This window comes from Mycobacterium sp. URHB0021 (assembly GCF_054057895.1).
This window is the reverse complement of sequence record NZ_JBSRZT010000002.1, coordinates 1,362,528-1,378,566: the sequence shown is the minus strand read 5'-3', so window position 1 is coordinate 1,378,566 and position 16,039 is coordinate 1,362,528. Positions and strand designations below refer to the sequence as shown.

Here is a 16,039-nt window from a genome sequence, read left to right as displayed (position 1 = left end):
AGCGCTCATCGCGGCTCATCGCCGCGGAACCCTCGGAACCTTCAGTCCCGCCGCCGCGATCATCTCCCGCATGACTTCGTTGACCCCTCCACCGAACGTGATGACGAGGTTGCGCTTGGTCTGGCTGTCCAGCCATTCGAGCAGTTCGGCCGTATCCGGATCCGCCGGATTGCCGTGCGTTCCGACGATCTCCTCGGCCAGCCGCCCCGCGTATTGAATGCGTTCGGTGCCGAACACTTTGGTCGCCGCCGCATCGGCCACGTCGATGGTCTCCCCCGACGCCGCCACCTGCCAGTTGAGCAGTTCATTGATGCGCCACATCGCTTTCAGTTCGCCGAGCGAGCGTTTGACGTCGTGGTGGTCGAGCGGAATGTCTCCGTTGCTTCCGGGCTTGGACGCCCACGCGTGTATCCGGTCGTACAGGGCCGCGAACCGGCCGGCGGGCCCCAGCATCACGCGCTCGTTGTTGAGCTGCGTGGTGATCAGCCGCCAGCCACCGTTCTCCTCACCGACGAGCATCTCGGCGGGCACCCGCACGTCGTTGTAGTACGTGGCGTTGGTGTGGTGTGCACCGTCGGACAGGATCATCGGCGTCCACGAATAACCGGGGTCGGCGGTGTCCACGATGAGCATCGAGATGCCCTTGTGCTTGGTGGCTTCCGGATCGGTGCGGCATGCCAGCCAGACGTAGTCGGCGTCATGTCCGCCGGTGGTGAACACCTTCTGGCCGTTGATGATGTACTCGTCGCCCTGACGTATCGCCGTGGTTCGCAGCGATGCGAGGTCGGTGCCCGCCTCCGGCTCGGTGTACCCGATCGCGAAGTGCACCTCGCCGGCGAGGATGCCCGGCAAGAACTTCTTCTTCTGCAGTTCGGTTCCGTACGCCTGCAACGTCGGTCCGACGGTCTGCAGCGTGACGGCGGGCAGCGGCACGTCGGCACGGTGCGCCTCGTTGACGAAGATCGACTGTTCGATGGGGCCGAAGCCCAGCCCGCCGAACTTCTTGGGCCAGCCGACGCCCAGCTTTCCGTCCGAACCCATGCGCTTGATCACCGCGCGGTACGCCTTGCCGTGGCGGTCCTTCTTCATCTCCTTCGCCTCTTCGGGGAAGATGAGGTTCGAGAAGTACTGCCGCAGTTCTGCTTGCAGGTGCTTCTGCTCGGGGGTCAGTTCGATGAACATTGTGCTCCCACCAGATCGAGGCGGTGCGACGGACCGCCCACCAGCCGGGTCAGGTCCTTGACCGTGGAGTAGTACCGGTCCATCGGGTAGGCGATGTCCATACCCATGCCGCCGTGCAGGTGGTGGCAGATCTGCATGACCGGAGGCGCCTGGGAGGCCAGCCAGTAGCCCAGGATGTCGAGATCGCCGTCGGCGTCACGGCCCTCCGCGAGCCGCCACACGGCCGAAGTGGCCACCAATGTCAGTGTGCGCGAGGCGATGTAGACCTCCGCGAGTTGCGCGGCGACCGTCTGGAACGTCGACAGCGGCTTGCCGAACTGCTGACGGTTGGCCACGTAGTCGGCGGTCAGGCGCAACGCACCGGCGACGAGACCGGACGCGAACGCGCCGATCGCGGCCAGCGCCAGTTGATTCGCCCGATGCGGTTCAGCCCCGGACAGCACGTCATCGTCGCTCACGGCGACGTCGCTGAACGTGACGGTGTACTCGTCGCCATGGTTGGACGTCGGCGTCTTGGTCACCTGCACACCGTCGGCCGTCGGCGACACCACCACCACGCCACTGTCGGCCGTCACGACGATCCAATCCGCCTGCCCCGCATACGGAACCGCGACCTTGGTGCCGTTCAGTCTGCCGCCCGTATAGCTGGCTGCAGGACGGTCCGGCAGCGCAACACCCGGTTCGTTGAGGGCGGCCGTCAGCACCGAGCCCTTGGCGACTCCCGCGAGGTAACGGTCCTGCTGGGCCTCGGTGGCCATCTCCCGCAGGACGGCGGCGCCCAATCCCAGGGTGGCCAGCGCAGGACTGATGGTGCCGTGTCTGCCGATCTCGACGAGCGCCGTGGCGATCTCGGAGAGTCCCACGCCGTCACCCCCGAGGCGTTCGGGCACGGCCAGCGCCGACACCCCTCCGGCGACCAGCGCCTCCCAGCTGTTGTCGCGTTCCAGCACCGACGTCACCACATCGGCGACAGCCTGCTGCCCTTCGTCTGGACTGAAGTCCACCCGAATCCTCCTCGATCCCAGGCGTTCAAGCGCCCGCGCCGGTGTAGTCCACCTGCCAGTGCTTGATCCCGTTGAGCCAACCTGACCGTAGCCGCTCGGGTTCGCCGATGGGCCTGAGGTCGGGCATGTGGTCGGCGACCGCGTCGAAGATCAAGTTGATCGTCATCCTGGCCAAGTTTGCGCCGATGCAGTAGTGCGCGCCCGTGCCACCGAAGCCGACGTGCGGGTTCGGGTCGCGCAGGATGTTGAAGCTGTGCGGGTCCTCGAAAACCTCATCGTCGAAGTTGGCCGATCGGTAGGACATCACCACCCGCTGGCCCTTCTTGATGGTGACCCCGCCCAATTCGACGTCTTCGTTGGCCGTGCGCTGGAACGCCGAAACCGGGGTGGCCCAGCGGATGATCTCGTCCGCCGCAGTCGACGGGCGCTCGTTCTTGAACAGCTCCCACTGGTCTGGGTTGTTCGCGAAGGCGATCATGCCGTGGGTGATCGAGTTGCGAGTGGTCTCATTGCCGGCCACGGCAAGCATGATGACGAAGAAACCGAACTCGTCGTCGGAGAGCTTCTCGCCGTCGATGTCGGCCTCGATCAAGGTGGTGACGATGTCGTCGGTCGGATTCTTACCGCGCTCATCGGCCATCGCCATCGCGTACATGATCAGTTCCGCCGAGGACTGTGCAGGATCCACGTCGGCGTACTCGGGGTCCGTGCCACCGGTCATCTCGTTGGACCAGCGGAAGAGCTTGTCCCGGTCGTCCTGTGGAACCCCGAGCAGGCCGGCGATGGCCTGCAGCGGAAGCTCGCACGACACCTGCTCGACGAAGTCGCCGCTGCCCTCGGCGGCCGCGGACTTGGCGATGTTCTGGGAACGCTGGGCCAGTTCCTCCTCCAGCCGTCCGATGGCCCTGGGCGTGAACCCCCGCGAGATGATCTTGCGCAACCGGGTGTGGTGCGGGGCGTCCATGTTGAGCATGACGCTGCGTTGCAGTTCGACCTGCTCACGTTTCATCTCTGGCGGCCAAATCGGGATGGCGCCGTTCAGCCAGCTGGAGAAGACGTCGTTACGCTTGGACACCTCCCTGACATCGGCATGCTTGGAGACGATCCAGTACCCCTTGTCCTCGAAGCCGCCCGTGCCGTCAGGCACGTCCACCCAGTGGATCGGCTCGACCCGACGAAGCTCGGCCAACTCCTCGACGGGCAGGCCGGCGAGGTTGACGTCGGGGTCGAGGAAGTCGAAGTCAGCCGGAAGATTGGGGGGTGCCATAAAATTGGTCTCCTCAATTGCAACGTGTTCTAGTGCCAGTAAAACATGCCTCCACCGCAGATAAAAGGCACGTCGGCATCCTCGCTTGTCAGACTAATGAAACGTGTTCTAGCCTGTCGAAATGGGTAACCCTGTCATCGTGGAGGCCACTCGCAGCCCCATCGGTAAACGAAACGGATGGCTGTCCGGCCTGCACGCCACCGAGTTGCTGGGCGCCACGCAGAAGGCGCTCGTCGAGAAGGCCGGCATCGACGCCGGCTTCGAAGCTGGCCAAGTCGAGCAGATCGTCGGCGGCTGCGTCACACAGTTCGGCGAGCAGTCCAACAACATCACCCGGGTGAGCTGGCTGGTGGCCGGCCTGCCCGAGCACGTGGGTGCGATGACGGTCGACTGCCAGTGCGGCAGCGGTCAGCAGGCCAACGGATTGGTGGCCGGCCTCATTGCGGCGGGCGCCATCGACATCGGCATCGCCTGCGGCATCGAGGCGATGAGCCGCGTCGGGCTGGGCGCCAATGCGGGCCCCGATCGCAGCATCCTGCGGCCCGCATCCTGGGACATCGACCTGCCCGATCAGTTCACCGCCGCCGAACGCATCGCGAAGCGCCGGGGCATCACCCGCGAGGAGATCGACCGGTTCGGCTTCGACTCGCAGCGCAAGGCGGCCCAGGCGTGGACCGAGGGCCGGTTTGACCGGGAAATCTCGCCCATCGAGGCGCCGGTGCTCGATGAGAACAAGCAGCCCACCTCGGAGCGTGCGCCGGTCAGCAGGGACCAGGGCCTGCGTGACACCACTCTCGAGGGTCTGGCGTCGCTGAAGCCGGTGCTGGACGACGGAATTCACACGGCGGGCACGTCGTCACAGATTTCCGACGGCGCGGCCGCGGTGCTGTGGATGGACAGTGATGTAGCCAAGGCGCTCGGGCTGAGGCCGCGTGCCCGCATCATCAGCCAGGCGCTGGTCGGTTCCGAGCCGTACTACCACCTCGACGGCCCGGTGCAGTCGACGGCGAAGGTGCTGGAGAAGGCGGGGATGAAGATGGGCGACATCGACATCACCGAGATCAACGAGGCCTTCGCCTCAGTGGTGCTGTCGTGGGCCCGCATCCACGAACCCGACATGGACACGGTCAACGTCAACGGCGGCGCGATCGCACTCGGCCATCCGGTGGGCAGCACCGGCAGCCGACTGATCACCACGGCATTGCACGAATTGGAGCGCACCGACAAGACGACGGCGCTGATCACGATGTGTGCGGGCGGCGCGTTGTCCACCGGCACCATCATCGAGCGGATCTAGTGACCGAGACCCGGGTCTTCACCGAGGCAGAGCGGATCGCCGCCGCCCAGACGTACATCGATGCACTGGTCAGCCATGACGCGGATGCGGTCCCGTTCGCCCCGGGCTGCATCCGGATCGAGGTGGGGCTCAAAACCGGTTTCTCAGGCAATCACCTGCGCCGCAGCCTGAATGGCGGCCCGCAGTACCGGGTCATCCGGGCGACGACAGTGCCGGAGTTCTCCGTCGACGGCGATCGTGTCCAGGCCCGTTTCGATCTGGTGACCAAGCCGACGCTCGCCGGACGGCGGGTCGGCGCCCACATCGACGAGACCTTCGTGATCCCCGCATCCGACGGGCAGATCCACCACATCCGCGCCGACATCCGCCCGTTCCTGACACCTGACCGCCCATGAGGCCAATGAAGAAGAGCGGCAACAATACTGGGCAAGGTCGGTGGCCATGTGCCCGATGTTCGAGGACTACCACGGTATGACTTGCCGGATGGAATCCGTTTCGTCAGCATGACTTCAGCAGAAGTGGGGCGATTGCTGAGCGCCTATCGGGCGTCGGGGCAGACCTTCACCGCGGGCGGCATTTCATCGTTCCTGCTCGACTACGGCGCACGCGACGCTCCGGCGGTGGTCTGCGTGCACGGGGTGCCTGCGTCGGCGTACGTCTACCGCAAGGTGGTGACCGCCCTGGCCGACAAAGGTCTGCGCGGGATCGCCGTCGACCTGCCCGGTCTCGGTTTGGCGCAGCGACCCTCGGATGCCGACTACACCTGGGCCGGGCTCGGCCGTTGGCTGCTCGCCGCGACCGACGCGCTCGAACTCGACCGGTTCCACCTCGTCGTGCACGACATCGGCGGACCGATCGGCTTCGAACTCGCCCACACCGCACCCGAGCGGGTGCTGTCGATGACGCTGTTGAACACGATCATCGCGGTGGACGCCTTCCATCGACCATGGCCGATGGAGCCGTTCGCCCACCGCGGCCTCGGCGAGGCGTGGCTTCAGTCGCTGCGGGTGCCCGGCGCGTTTGCGGCGATCATGCGGTTGGTCGGGGTGAGCCGGCACGTCCCCACCGCCGAAATCGGGTGCTGGCTGCCGTTGCTGTTCGGCGAGGACAACGGACGGGCATTCCTGAAGATCATGCGGGGGTTTCAGCTGACGGCCGCGGATCGGCGCCGCTATCTGGATGCGGTGCGCAACACGCCCTACCCCGTACAGATCGTCTGGGGCGAGCGGGACCGGATGCTCCCCTGGCGCCGGTACGGGGTGCAGGCCCAGCTGGCATCCGGCGTCGACGACGCAATCCTGTTGCCCGGCAAGCACTTTGTCCAGGAGGACTGCCCGGACGAGGTGGCGGCTGCCGTACACCGGTTCATCGCGTCCTGAGCGACCGCGGCACGGGCACAATTGGGGTATGACCTTTGACCCGATCCCTGCAGACCTGCATTTCTACTTCGACCCGGTGTGCCCGTTCGCCTGGATGACGAGCAAATGGGTGCGGATGGTGGCCGCCCAACGGGAATACCGGGTGGACTGGCGGTTCATCTCGCTGCGGATCGTCAACGCCGACGTGGACTACGCAGCGCAGTTCCCCGAGGATTACGAAGACGGGCACACCGCCGGCCTGCGGCTGCTGCGGGTGGCCGCGCGGGCGCGCGCCGAACACGGCCGCGACGCGGTGGCGCCGCTGTACGAGGCGTTCGGCACCCGCATCTTCGACACGTCCCGTGACGTCGATCCGCTCTCGGCGAAGGGCCGGGCCGAGCGAGGCACAGTCGAACCCTTGTTGCGTGCGGCGGGCCTGCCCGCGGATCTCGCCGACGCACTCGACGACCAGACACTCGACGACGAGATTCGCGCCGAGACCGAGGAGGCGCTGGCACTGACCGGGCGTGACGTCGGCACACCGATCCTGCACTTCGCACCGCCCGGTGGCACGGCGTTCTTCGGACCGGTGATCAGCCGGCTGCCGAACCCCGACGACGCCGGCCGCCTCTGGGACCACATCGTCGGCCTCGCCGGCTTCGCCGGATTCGCCGAGCTCAAGCGCAGCCTGCTGGAACGACCCCAGCTGGCCAGCTTCGGCGTCGACGAGGCGTCGACGGGCATCGAAGAAGATTGGCACGGCGGAAGCCGTCGGCTGAAGAAATAGTTTGCGCGTCGCCGATCGCGGCAAGTCATGCGGTATGGCCCAGCGGCGACGGATCAGGAATTCGAGCGCTCTCGTGCTGCTGATGAAGTACTTCGCACGTGCACATATCTGGATCTATCGGCGCACCGACGGGCGGCTGGGGGCGAAGCTGCTGTGGTTGCCCGCCGCCTTGATCACGACGACGGGTCGTAAGACCGGCAGACAGCGCACCACCCCCACGCTGTATCTGCGCGAGGCCGGGCGGGTGATCCTTCCTGCGTCATTCGGCGGCCGCACCAGCAACCCCGGCTGGTACCGCAACTTGAAAGAAGATCCCAACGTCCACATCCAGATTCGTGACGAGCACCTCGATCTTGTCGCACGCGACGCCACCGACGAGCAGCGAAAAACTTACTGGCCCAAGCTGATCAGGATGTATCCGCCGTACCGCGGCTATCGAAATGCGGCGGATCGGGTGATTCCGCTGGTCGTCTGCGAGCGATGACACCGTCCAGGTGGGCGGTTTCATGTTGGAACATTCGTCGATCAAACCGCTGGCCGGCATGTCCACGATCTCGCCGTCGACGTCCACGCCGGTGAGACGGGCTCAGTCGGCCCGAGCAATCGAAAACATCACGCCGGGAGCCGATAGACAACCCTCCCTGTCGATTTCGGGATGCGTTGAAGAAAAGGAGTATCAGACTTCTCGCGTACCGGATTCACCACCGCACCGCGCCGGTCGGCGGGCTGGTGCAGGATCGGGTCCCCGAGGACCGGATGGGTTTGATGGGTTCTATACGACAATCGCCGGCCTGGCGCCGGTCTATTCGTGATTCTCCGCATCATCACCGTCTGGCCGGTCGCGTGACCGGTCAGCCGAGCGAAACAGGTTCAGTGCCACGGCCACCGCGAGCAGACCGGCGCCCACCGCCATCGTGATCGGGTGGAGGTAGAGCAGCAGCGCCGCGGCCGGCACGCACAGCAACCGCTCGGGCCAACCCGCCCGGTGCACGAGCCACCCACCGGTGACCACGGCCAGCGCCCCCACCGCCACCCCACCGACCACCGCCGTCCAGACCATATCGGGAAACGATCGCAGGCCGAGTATGCCTTCACCGTTGTCGGTCAGCACAAACGCGAACGGCACCAGGAACGCGGGCAGCGTGTACTTCCACGTCTGCCACATGGTGCCCATCACCCTGCCCCCGGTGATCGCGGAAGCCGCGACCGCCGCAAGCGCCGTCGGTGGCGTCACTTCCGACAGCACCGCGAAGTAGAAGACGAACATCGCGGCGGCGGGGGCGGCTACGCCGAGATCCTGGAGGGCCGGCCCGATGATCACCCAGCTGATCACGAAGGAGGCCGTCACCGGGACTGCAAGGCCGAGCACCGACACTGCCAGCGCGGCGAAGATCGCCGTGAAAATGAGGACCGCGGTGGGGTTTTCGCTGATCGACCGAGCGGAGTTCACCAGAATCGAATTCAGCTGCAGGCCGAGGCCGGTCCTGGTGATCATCGCGGCGATGACACCGGCGGCGGCACACACCGCCGCCACCGCGAGCACACCTCGCACGCCCGTGGCCAATGCGCGGTACAGCTTCAGCGGGGTCAGGCGGTGTTCGCGGTCCAGGTACGACAGCACGATCTGCACCAGGGTGGCGTAGACGACCGCCCGGATCGCCGAAATGTCCATCGCCAGGAACACCACGATCATCACCAGTGAGATCAGGTGATAGCCGAATCTCCCCAGTAGCCGCCAGGTCGATTCCGCTCCGACGTCGACTTCACGGGTGGCGTAGCGCCGGGCGTCGATCTCGACGGCGAGCAGGATGCCGAGGTAGTACAGGATCGTTGGCACGATCGCCCACACCAGGACGGTCAGGTACGGCACCCCGAGGTACTCGGCGATGATGAAGGCCGCGGCGCCGAGAGTCGGCGGCGAAAGGATGGCGCCGATACCGGCGGCGGCGAGCATTCCGCCCGCGTTCTCGCTCGGGTAGCCCGCGCGACGCAGCACCGGCCATGTCACCGAGCCGAGGCTGACCGTCGTCGCCGTCCCGGAACCGGACACGCTGCCCATCAGGAATCCCGCCAGTGTCACCGTGCGGCCGGGTGCCGCCCGGGATCGACGGAACGCGGAGAAGGAGAGATCGATGAAGAACTTGCTGGCGCCGGACGCGTCCAGCACAGCGCCGTAGATGGTGAACAGCACGATGTAGGTGGCCGCCACGTCCAGCGGCACCCCGTAAAGGCCGGTCGATTGGAGGAACGATGCGCTGACGATCTGGTTCCAGTCCACGCCGGCGTGCGCGATCGCCGCTCCTTGGGGCAGGTAACCGCCGTAGTAGGCGTAGCCGAGCGCGATCAGGCACACGATGGGCAGCGCCGCGCCAGTGGTCCGGCGGCAAGCCTCCAGGACCAGCACGATCACGATCGTGCCGACGAGCACGTCGACCGTCCCGGGAGTGCTCTGCCGGCTCAAGAACTCATCGAACCCCCCACCGCCGTCGGCGATTTCGAAGGGCATGACCGGATAGAGGCACACCACCAACGCCACTATCGCTAGCAGCCAGTCGATCGGTGTCGGGTTCGCCCGCGGGGGCGCGGTCTTGTCACGGCGCAGCCGCAGCCCGGAGCGGTAGCACAGCAGTGTCAACGGCAGCACCGCTGCCAGGAACCAGATCAGCGAGACCTGGTTGCCCGCCGCGAGCGGAAAGAACACCTGGTACAGCGCGAACAACCCGATCACGACGCAGGCCGCGGTCACCAGATGGTGGACCCAACCGGTCAGCTGGCGGGCCGGCTTCTCTTCTTCGTAGGAAGTTGTCGCGACGACGTCTCCGGCCGGTGCCGGCCGGCCGGTCTCGCGAGCGCTCTCGGTCAGCTGGCTGCGCCCAGTTCGTCGAGCGCCTTCTTGGCGCCGGGATGCAGGGGTACCGGGTCGGTCTGGCGTGCGGTCTCCAGCGTGATGCCGTCCGCCGCCTTGTTCGCCTTCACCAGGTCCGATTTGTGGTCGAACAGCGCCTTGGTCAGCACGCAGGCGGTGTTTCCATCCATATCGTCTTTGACCAGAAGCACATTCGGCACGACCACGGTCGGCACGTCCGCCGGTGTCTGATAGGTGCTGGCCGGGATGACGCCGCGCTCGTAGATGGAGTTGATCTCCTTCAGTTTCGGCAGTGTGTCGGTCACGTCGAGGAATTTGACGCCGTCACGCCGGCTGACGAACAGATCGGTGATGCCGCCGGTGGGCAGTCCGCCCGACCAGAACATGGCATCGATCGAACCGTCTTTCATGCCCTCGACGGTCTTGCCGAGTTCGGTGCGCTGCGCCTGGATGTCCTTGGCCGGGTCGAGTCCGGCGGCTTGCAACATCCGGTTGGCGATCACCTCCGTGCCGGAGTTCGGCGCTCCGGTGGACACTCGCTTACCCCGCATGTCGGCGATCGAGTTGACACCGGAGTCGGTCAGGGCAATCACCTGGGTGTAGTTGGGATACAGCCGGGTCAACGCCGCGATCGGCTGTTTCTCCGAGAACGACGCGGTGCCGTTGACCGCGTCCGCGGCGGTATCGGCCAACGAGAACGCCACCTGGTGCGTGCCGGCCACCAATTGCTGAATGTTCTGCAGCGATGCCGACGTCTCGGCGGCGGTGGCCTTCAATTTGCCGCCGGTCTGTTGGCTTATCGCCTCGGCGTAGGCGCCACCGAGGGTGTAGTAAACACCGGTGGTGTTTCCCGTCGCGACACTCAGACGCGCGTCGGCGGTCACTTCGCACGACGTCGGTTCGGTCTCCGAGGCGGCGGAATCGCCGCCGCGCTGTCCACCACACCCGGCCAATAGCAACAACATTGCGCCGACCAGAACCGGCAGTCTCATCCGTCGCATCGTTCCATCATGGTCGGGACGCTCGGGTTCAGCGGCGGTTTCGCAGGTTTAGGCGCCGTAAACCGGGACCGGCGGGCGCGCCTTGGCGAGCAGATCCGGCACGACCGACCCGAGCTCCGCCGGAGCCCACCGCGCTCCGTTGTCGATCTGAGGTCCGTGCGCCCAGCCCTCGGCGACCCGGATGATGCCACCCTCGACCTCGAACATCCGTCCCGTGATGTCCCTGGACTCGACGCTGCCGAGCCAAACCACCAGTGGTGAAATGTTTTCCGGTGCCATCGCGTCGAATCCAGCATCCTGGGTCGCCATCATCTCGGCGAACACGGTCTCGGTCATCCGGGTCCGGGCCGACGGGGCGATCGCGTTGACCGTGACGCCGTAGCGACCCATCTCGGCCGCGGCGACCAACGTCATGGCGGCGATCCCGGCCTTGGCGGCGCTGTAGTTCGCCTGCCCCACACTGCCCTGCAGGCCCGCGCCCGAACTCGTGTTGATGATGCGGGCGTCAACGGCGTGACCCGCCTTGGACTGCGCACGCCAGTAGGCGGCGGCGTGCCGCATGGTGGCGAAGTGCCCCTTGAGATGGACGGCGATGACGGCATCGAACTCGTCCTCGCTGGTGTTCGCGAACATCCGGTCGCGCACGATGCCTGCGTTGTTGACCAACACGTCGAGCCCGCCGAAGGTGTCGACCGCGGTCTGGACCAGTCCGGCGGCTGCGTCCCAGTCGGCGACATCGGCCCCGCTGGTGACGGCTTCGCCGCCCCCTGCGGAGATCTCGTCGACGACACCCTGAGCGGCGCTGCCGCCGCCCGCGGGTGAGCCGTCCAGACCGACGCCGATGTCGTTGACCACCACGCGCGCGCCCTCGGCGGCGAACGCCAGCGCGTGTGCGCGCCCGATCCCCCCGCCCGCGCCCGTCACGATGACCACACGGCCGTCGAGCAATCCCATATTCCTGGTCTCCTTGCTTCGCAGACGAGCTACTTGATCGCCGTCGTGGTTGCCAAGTAGTGCGGTGGTTCGCCGCCGCCATGCACCTCGAGCGACGCACCACTGATGTAGGAGGCGGCGTCGGATGCCAGGAAGGCCGCGGCCCAGCCGACGTCCACCGGTTTGGCGAGCCTGCCGAGTGGGACGGTGCGCGAGATCGCCGCGATCGAGTCGGCGTCGCCGTAGAACAGCTGCGACTGTTCGGTCTCGACCATGCCGACCACCACCGAGTTCACCCGGACCTTGGGTGCCCACTCAACGGCCAGCGTGCTGGTGATGCTCTCCATGCCCGCCTTCGCGGCGCCGTAGGCGACGGTGCCCGGAGTCGGACGCCGTCCGCTAACGCTGGCGATGTTGACGATTGACCCACCCGACGACTGCTCCTGCATCACGGTGTTGGCGTGCGTCGAAACCGAAAGCGGCCCAAGCAAGTTGAGTTCGATGATCTTGGTGTTGAATCTGGCCGACGCCTCGGCGGCCGGCACGTAGGGCGAGCCGCCCGCGTTGTTGACCACCACATCGAGGCGGCCGTGCGCGGAAACGATGGCGTCGATGAGTGCCTTCACGGAACCGTCGTCGCGAACGTCACAGGCGTGGAACTCGTAGGCCAGATCGTCGACCGTCCTGCGGGCGCAGGTCACGACAATCGCGCCCTGACCGGCGAACACGGCGCTGATTCCCGCGCCGACCCCGCGGACCCCGCCGGTGACGAGCACGACCCTGCCCGAGAGCCCGAGGTTCATATCTGGCGCGTCGGTCACCGTGCTAGGGTACCAAGCAAGTGCTTGCTCAGGTAGCGACCCCGGAGTAACTGAGGTATCACCCATGACGATCACCACCGAAACCGTCGAGCCGGGCATCGTCTCGGTCACCGTCAATTACCCACCGGTCAATGCGATCCCGTCGAAAGGCTGGTTCGAACTGGGTGATGCCATCGCGGCCGCGGGCCGCGAGCAGAGCACCCATGCCGTGATACTTCGGGCCGAGGGGCGTGGCTTCAACGCCGGTGTCGACATCAAGGAGATGCAGAACACGGAGGGCTTCACCGCACTGATCGACGCCAACCGGGGATGCTTCGAGGCGTTTCGCGCGGTGTACGAATGCGCCGTTCCGGTCGTCGCTGCCGTCAATGGCTTCTGCGTCGGCGGCGGCATCGGGCTCGTCGGCAATGCCGACGTCATCGTCGCCTCCGACAACGCGACGTTCGGGCTGCCCGAGGTCGAACGCGGCGCGCTCGGTGCGGCCACGCACCTGTCCCGACTGGTGCCCCAACACATGATGCGCCGGCTGTTCTTCACGTCCGCCACCGTCGACGCCGCGACGCTGCACCACTTCGGCTCGGTGCATGAAGTCGTCCCGCGCGACGAACTCGACGAGGCCGCGCTGCGGGTCGCCCGCGACATCGCGGCCAAGGACACCCGGGTCATCCGGGCGGCCAAGGAAGCGCTCAACCTCATCGATGTGCAACGGGTGAACTCCAGTTACCGGATGGAGCAAGGCTTTACGTTCGAGCTCAACCTCGCCGGGGTCTCCGATGAGCACCGCGATGCATTCGCCGGGACCGACAAGGGTCGAAATGACCGATAAGCGGACCACTGTGGACCAGGCGGTGTCCTCGGTCGAGAGCGGGATGACCGTCGGTATCGGCGGCTGGGGATCCCGCCGCAAGCCCATGGCGTTCGTGCGGGCGCTGCTGCGTACCGACGTCGAGGATCTGACCGTCGTCACCTACGGCGGACCCGACCTCGGGCTCTTGTGCTCGGCCGGCAAGGTGCGCCGCGTGTATTACGGCTTCGTGTCACTGGATTCGGCGCCGTTCTACGATCCGTGGTTCGCCAAGGCCCGCACTTCGGGCGCCATCGAGTCCCGCGAGATGGACGAGGGCATGCTGCGCTGCGGACTGCAGGCGGCGGCTCAACGGTTGCCGTTCCTGCCGATCCGTGCCGGACTGGGCAGTGATGTGCGCGCGTTCTGGGGCGACGAACTCAAGACGGTGACGTCACCGTATCCAACCGACGGCGGCGTCGAGGAACTCGTCGCGATGCCCGCGCTGACACTCGATGCCGCCTTCGTCCACATGAATCTCGGGGACGCGCAAGGCAACGCCGCCTACACCGGCATCGACCCGTACTTCGACGATCTGTTCCTGATGGCGGCACAGCGACGCTACCTGTCGGTGGAACGGGTGGTGTCCACCGACGAGCTCGTCAAGGCCGTGCCACCCCAGGCGCTGCTGATCAACCGCATGATGGTCGACACCGTCGTCGAGGCACCCAACGGCGCCCACTTCACCACCGCCGAACCCGACTACCGCCGTGACGAGAAGTTCCAGCGGCACTACGCCGAGGCGGCCGCCTCCGACCAAGCCTGGCAGGAGTTCCTCACCAGCTATCTGTCCGGAGGCGAGGCCGACTACCAGGCCGCGGTGCGCAAGTTCGCCGGCGCCGAAGAGGCGATCAAATGATCTCCGTGACGCGTGCCGAAGTGTGTGCCGTCGCATGCGCTGAACTCTTCCGCGACGCCGGCGAGATCATGGTGAGCCCGATGGCGACGATGGTTGCGATCGGCGCCCGGTTGGCGCGGCTGACCTTCTCCCCCGACATCCTGCTCACTGACGGTGAGGCCCGGTTGATGGCCGACACGCCCGCGATCGGTGTCGTCGGCGCGATCGAAGGCTGGATGCCGTTCGGCCGGGTCTTCGAGACGCTGTCCTGGGGCCGGCGCCATGTGGTCATGGGCGCCAACCAGATCGACCGCTACGGCAACCAGAATCTCTCCGCGTTCGGGCCGCTGCAGCACCCGACCCGGCAGATGTTCGGGGTACGCGGCGCGCCGGGCAACACCATCAACCACGCCACCAGCTACTGGGTGGGAAACCACTCCAAGCGGGTGTTCGGTGAATCCGTCGACATCGTGTCGGGCATCGGCTGGGACAAGGTCGACACCGACAACCCCGCCTACCGGTTCGTCGACGTGTACCGGGTGGTGACCAATCTGGGCGTGTTCGATTTCAACGGACCCGATCACCAGATGAGAGCGGTGTCGCTACATCCCGGCGTCGCGGCCGAACAGGTGGCCGACAACACCTCCTTCGAGGTGCACGGCCTGGACTACGCCGACATGACGCGTCTCCCGTCGGGCGAGGAGCAGCGGCTCATTGCGCAGGTGATCGATCCGAAATCGCTGCGGGACAGAGAGATCCGATCGTGACTCGATTGACGACACCGTTGACCGAACTGGTCGGCATCGAACATCCCGTGGTGCAGACCGGAATGGGCTGGGTGGCGGGGGCGCGGCTGGTATCGGCAACCTCGAATGCCGGCGGGCTGGGCATCCTGGCCTCGGCAACCATGACGCTCGAGGAACTCGCCGCCGCGGTGTCCAAGGTCAAGGCCGCGACCGACAAGCCGTTCGGGATCAACATCCGCGCCGATGCGGGTGACGCGAACGACCGGGTCGGCCTGTTGATCCGCGAAGGCGTCAGGGTCGCCTCGTTCGCGCTGGCACCCAAGCCCGACCTGATCGCCCGCCTCAAAGATGCCGGTGTGGTGGTCATTCCGTCGGTCGGCGCGGCCAAACACGCGAAGAAGGTGGCCGGGTGGGGCGCCGACGCCGTGATCGTCCAGGGTGGCGAGGGCGGCGGGCACACCGGACCGGTGGCAACGACGCTCCTGCTGCCATCCGTGCTCGACGCCGTCGACATTCCCGTCGTTGCGGCGGGTGGATTCTTCGACGGCCGCGGGCTGGCGGCGGCGTTGTCCTACGGTGCGGCGGGCGTCGCAATGGGCACCCGCTTCCTGCTCACCTCCGATTCAACGGTGCCCGACGCGGTCAAGCGGCGCTATCTCGAGGCCGGGTTGGACGGCACGGTGGTGTCAACACGCGTCGACGGCATGCCGCACCGGGTGCTGCGCACCGGCCTTGTCGAGAAGCTCGAAAGCGGATCCCGGATGCGCGGTTTCAGCGCGGCGCTGCGCAACGCGCAGAAATTCAAGAAGATGTCGCAGATGTCCTGGCGGTCGATGATCAACGACGGTCTTCAGATGCGACACGGGAAAGAACTGACCTGGTCACAGGTGGTGATGGCGGCCAACACCCCGATGCTGTTGAAGGCAGGCCTGGTGGAGGGCAACACCGATGCCGGCGTGTTGGCGTCCGGTCAGGTCGCAGGCATCCTCGACGATCTGCCGTCATGCGCCGAACTGATCGAATCCATCGTCTCCGACGCCGTCAAACAGCTCAGGACGGCCGCCGCCTTCGCCGACTAGCTCGTCCGGCTAGCCG

16 protein-coding genes are annotated in these 16,039 nt (G+C 66.3%); 9 read left to right on the top strand and 7 right to left on the bottom strand.

The window, feature by feature from the left end; all coding sequences use genetic code 11:
• Positions 1–15: 15 nt before the first annotated feature.
• From fadE29 to ACVWWN_RS08955, 3 genes are read right to left on the bottom strand one after another with little or no spacing between them, the layout of a single operon-like run.
• Positions 16–1,182: an acyl-CoA dehydrogenase FadE29 gene (fadE29, locus tag ACVWWN_RS08965; RefSeq protein WP_457143577.1), complete on the bottom strand. Its 1,167-nt coding sequence runs from the start codon at positions 1,180–1,182 to the stop codon at positions 16–18.
• Complete coding sequence (locus tag ACVWWN_RS08960) at positions 1,167–2,186, bottom strand: acyl-CoA dehydrogenase family protein (protein ID WP_457143576.1); 1,020 nt, start codon at positions 2,184–2,186, stop codon at positions 1,167–1,169. Before ACVWWN_RS08960 ends, fadE29 begins: the two co-directional genes overlap by 16 nt.
• 25 nt (positions 2,187–2,211) lie before the next feature.
• Complete coding sequence (locus ACVWWN_RS08955) at positions 2,212–3,453, bottom strand: cytochrome P450 (RefSeq protein ID WP_457143575.1); 1,242 nt, start codon at positions 3,451–3,453, stop codon at positions 2,212–2,214.
• Positions 3,454–3,574: 121 nt separating this feature from the next.
• Between ACVWWN_RS08955 and ACVWWN_RS08950 the strand changes: the two genes are divergently transcribed.
• The 5 genes from ACVWWN_RS08950 (at position 3,575) to ACVWWN_RS08930 (ending at position 7,379) form a co-directional block, all read left to right on the top strand.
• Positions 3,575–4,750 (top strand): steroid 3-ketoacyl-CoA thiolase, encoded by a 1,176-nt coding sequence (locus tag ACVWWN_RS08950; RefSeq protein ID WP_457143574.1) that lies wholly within the window; start codon positions 3,575–3,577, stop codon positions 4,748–4,750.
• Positions 4,750–5,145, top strand: coding sequence for a hypothetical protein (locus ACVWWN_RS08945; RefSeq protein WP_457143573.1), 396 nt, complete (start codon positions 4,750–4,752; stop codon positions 5,143–5,145). Before ACVWWN_RS08950 ends, ACVWWN_RS08945 begins: the two co-directional genes overlap by 1 nt.
• Before the next feature lie 108 nt (positions 5,146–5,253).
• Entirely contained in the window at positions 5,254–6,129 is an 876-nt protein-coding gene (locus tag ACVWWN_RS08940; RefSeq protein ID WP_457143572.1) for an alpha/beta fold hydrolase, read from the top strand.
• Between the two features lie 28 nt (positions 6,130–6,157).
• On the top strand, positions 6,158–6,895 hold the full coding sequence (locus ACVWWN_RS08935) for a mycothiol-dependent nitroreductase Rv2466c family protein (RefSeq protein WP_457143571.1): 738 nt from the start codon (positions 6,158–6,160) through the stop codon (positions 6,893–6,895).
• Between the two features lie 34 nt (positions 6,896–6,929).
• Positions 6,930–7,379 carry a nitroreductase family deazaflavin-dependent oxidoreductase gene (locus ACVWWN_RS08930; protein WP_457143570.1) on the top strand — a complete coding sequence of 150 codons (450 nt, stop codon included), beginning with the start codon at positions 6,930–6,932 and terminating at the stop codon, positions 7,377–7,379.
• Positions 7,380–7,697: 318 nt separating this feature from the next.
• Here the strand turns inward: ACVWWN_RS08930 and ACVWWN_RS08925 are convergent, their stop codons facing one another.
• The 4 genes from ACVWWN_RS08925 to ACVWWN_RS08910 are packed head-to-tail and all read right to left on the bottom strand — an operon-like array spanning position 7,698 to position 12,498.
• On the bottom strand, positions 7,698–9,758 hold the full coding sequence (locus ACVWWN_RS08925; protein WP_457149060.1) for a TRAP transporter permease: 2,061 nt from the start codon (positions 9,756–9,758) through the stop codon (positions 7,698–7,700).
• A complete protein-coding gene (locus ACVWWN_RS08920; RefSeq protein ID WP_457143569.1) occupies positions 9,755–10,753 on the bottom strand; it encodes a TAXI family TRAP transporter solute-binding subunit in 999 nt (332 codons plus the stop codon). The genes ACVWWN_RS08925 and ACVWWN_RS08920 overlap by 4 nt, the downstream gene beginning before the upstream one ends.
• 57 nt (positions 10,754–10,810) lie before the next feature.
• Entirely contained in the window at positions 10,811–11,716 is a 906-nt protein-coding gene (locus tag ACVWWN_RS08915) for an SDR family oxidoreductase (protein WP_457143568.1), read from the bottom strand.
• A gap of 29 nt (positions 11,717–11,745) precedes the next feature.
• Positions 11,746–12,498 carry an SDR family oxidoreductase gene (locus ACVWWN_RS08910; protein WP_457149059.1) on the bottom strand — a complete coding sequence of 251 codons (753 nt, stop codon included), beginning with the start codon at positions 12,496–12,498 and terminating at the stop codon, positions 11,746–11,748.
• A gap of 82 nt (positions 12,499–12,580) precedes the next feature.
• Between ACVWWN_RS08910 and echA20 the strand changes: the two genes are divergently transcribed.
• The 4 genes from echA20 to ipdC are packed head-to-tail and all read left to right on the top strand — an operon-like array spanning position 12,581 to position 16,023.
• Positions 12,581–13,342: a (7aS)-7a-methyl-1,5-dioxo-2,3,5,6,7,7a-hexahydro-1H-indene-carboxyl-CoA hydrolase gene (gene echA20 / locus ACVWWN_RS08905; RefSeq protein WP_457143567.1), complete on the top strand. Its 762-nt coding sequence runs from the start codon at positions 12,581–12,583 to the stop codon at positions 13,340–13,342.
• The gene (gene ipdA, locus ACVWWN_RS08900; protein WP_457143566.1) at positions 13,332–14,219 is read left to right on the top strand and encodes a cholesterol ring-cleaving hydrolase subunit IpdA; all 888 of its coding nucleotides are present in this window, start codon (positions 13,332–13,334) and stop codon (positions 14,217–14,219) included. Before echA20 ends, ipdA begins: the two co-directional genes overlap by 11 nt.
• Positions 14,216–14,965: a cholesterol ring-cleaving hydrolase subunit IpdB gene (gene ipdB, locus ACVWWN_RS08895; RefSeq protein WP_457143565.1), complete on the top strand. Its 750-nt coding sequence runs from the start codon at positions 14,216–14,218 to the stop codon at positions 14,963–14,965. Before ipdA ends, ipdB begins: the two co-directional genes overlap by 4 nt.
• Positions 14,962–16,023, top strand: coding sequence for a (3aS,4S,5R,7aS)-5-hydroxy-7a-methyl-1-oxo-octahydro-1H-indene-4-carboxyl-CoA dehydrogenase (gene ipdC, locus ACVWWN_RS08890; protein ID WP_457143564.1), 1,062 nt, complete (start codon positions 14,962–14,964; stop codon positions 16,021–16,023). The genes ipdB and ipdC overlap by 4 nt, the downstream gene beginning before the upstream one ends.
• Positions 16,024–16,039: the final 16 nt, after the last annotated feature.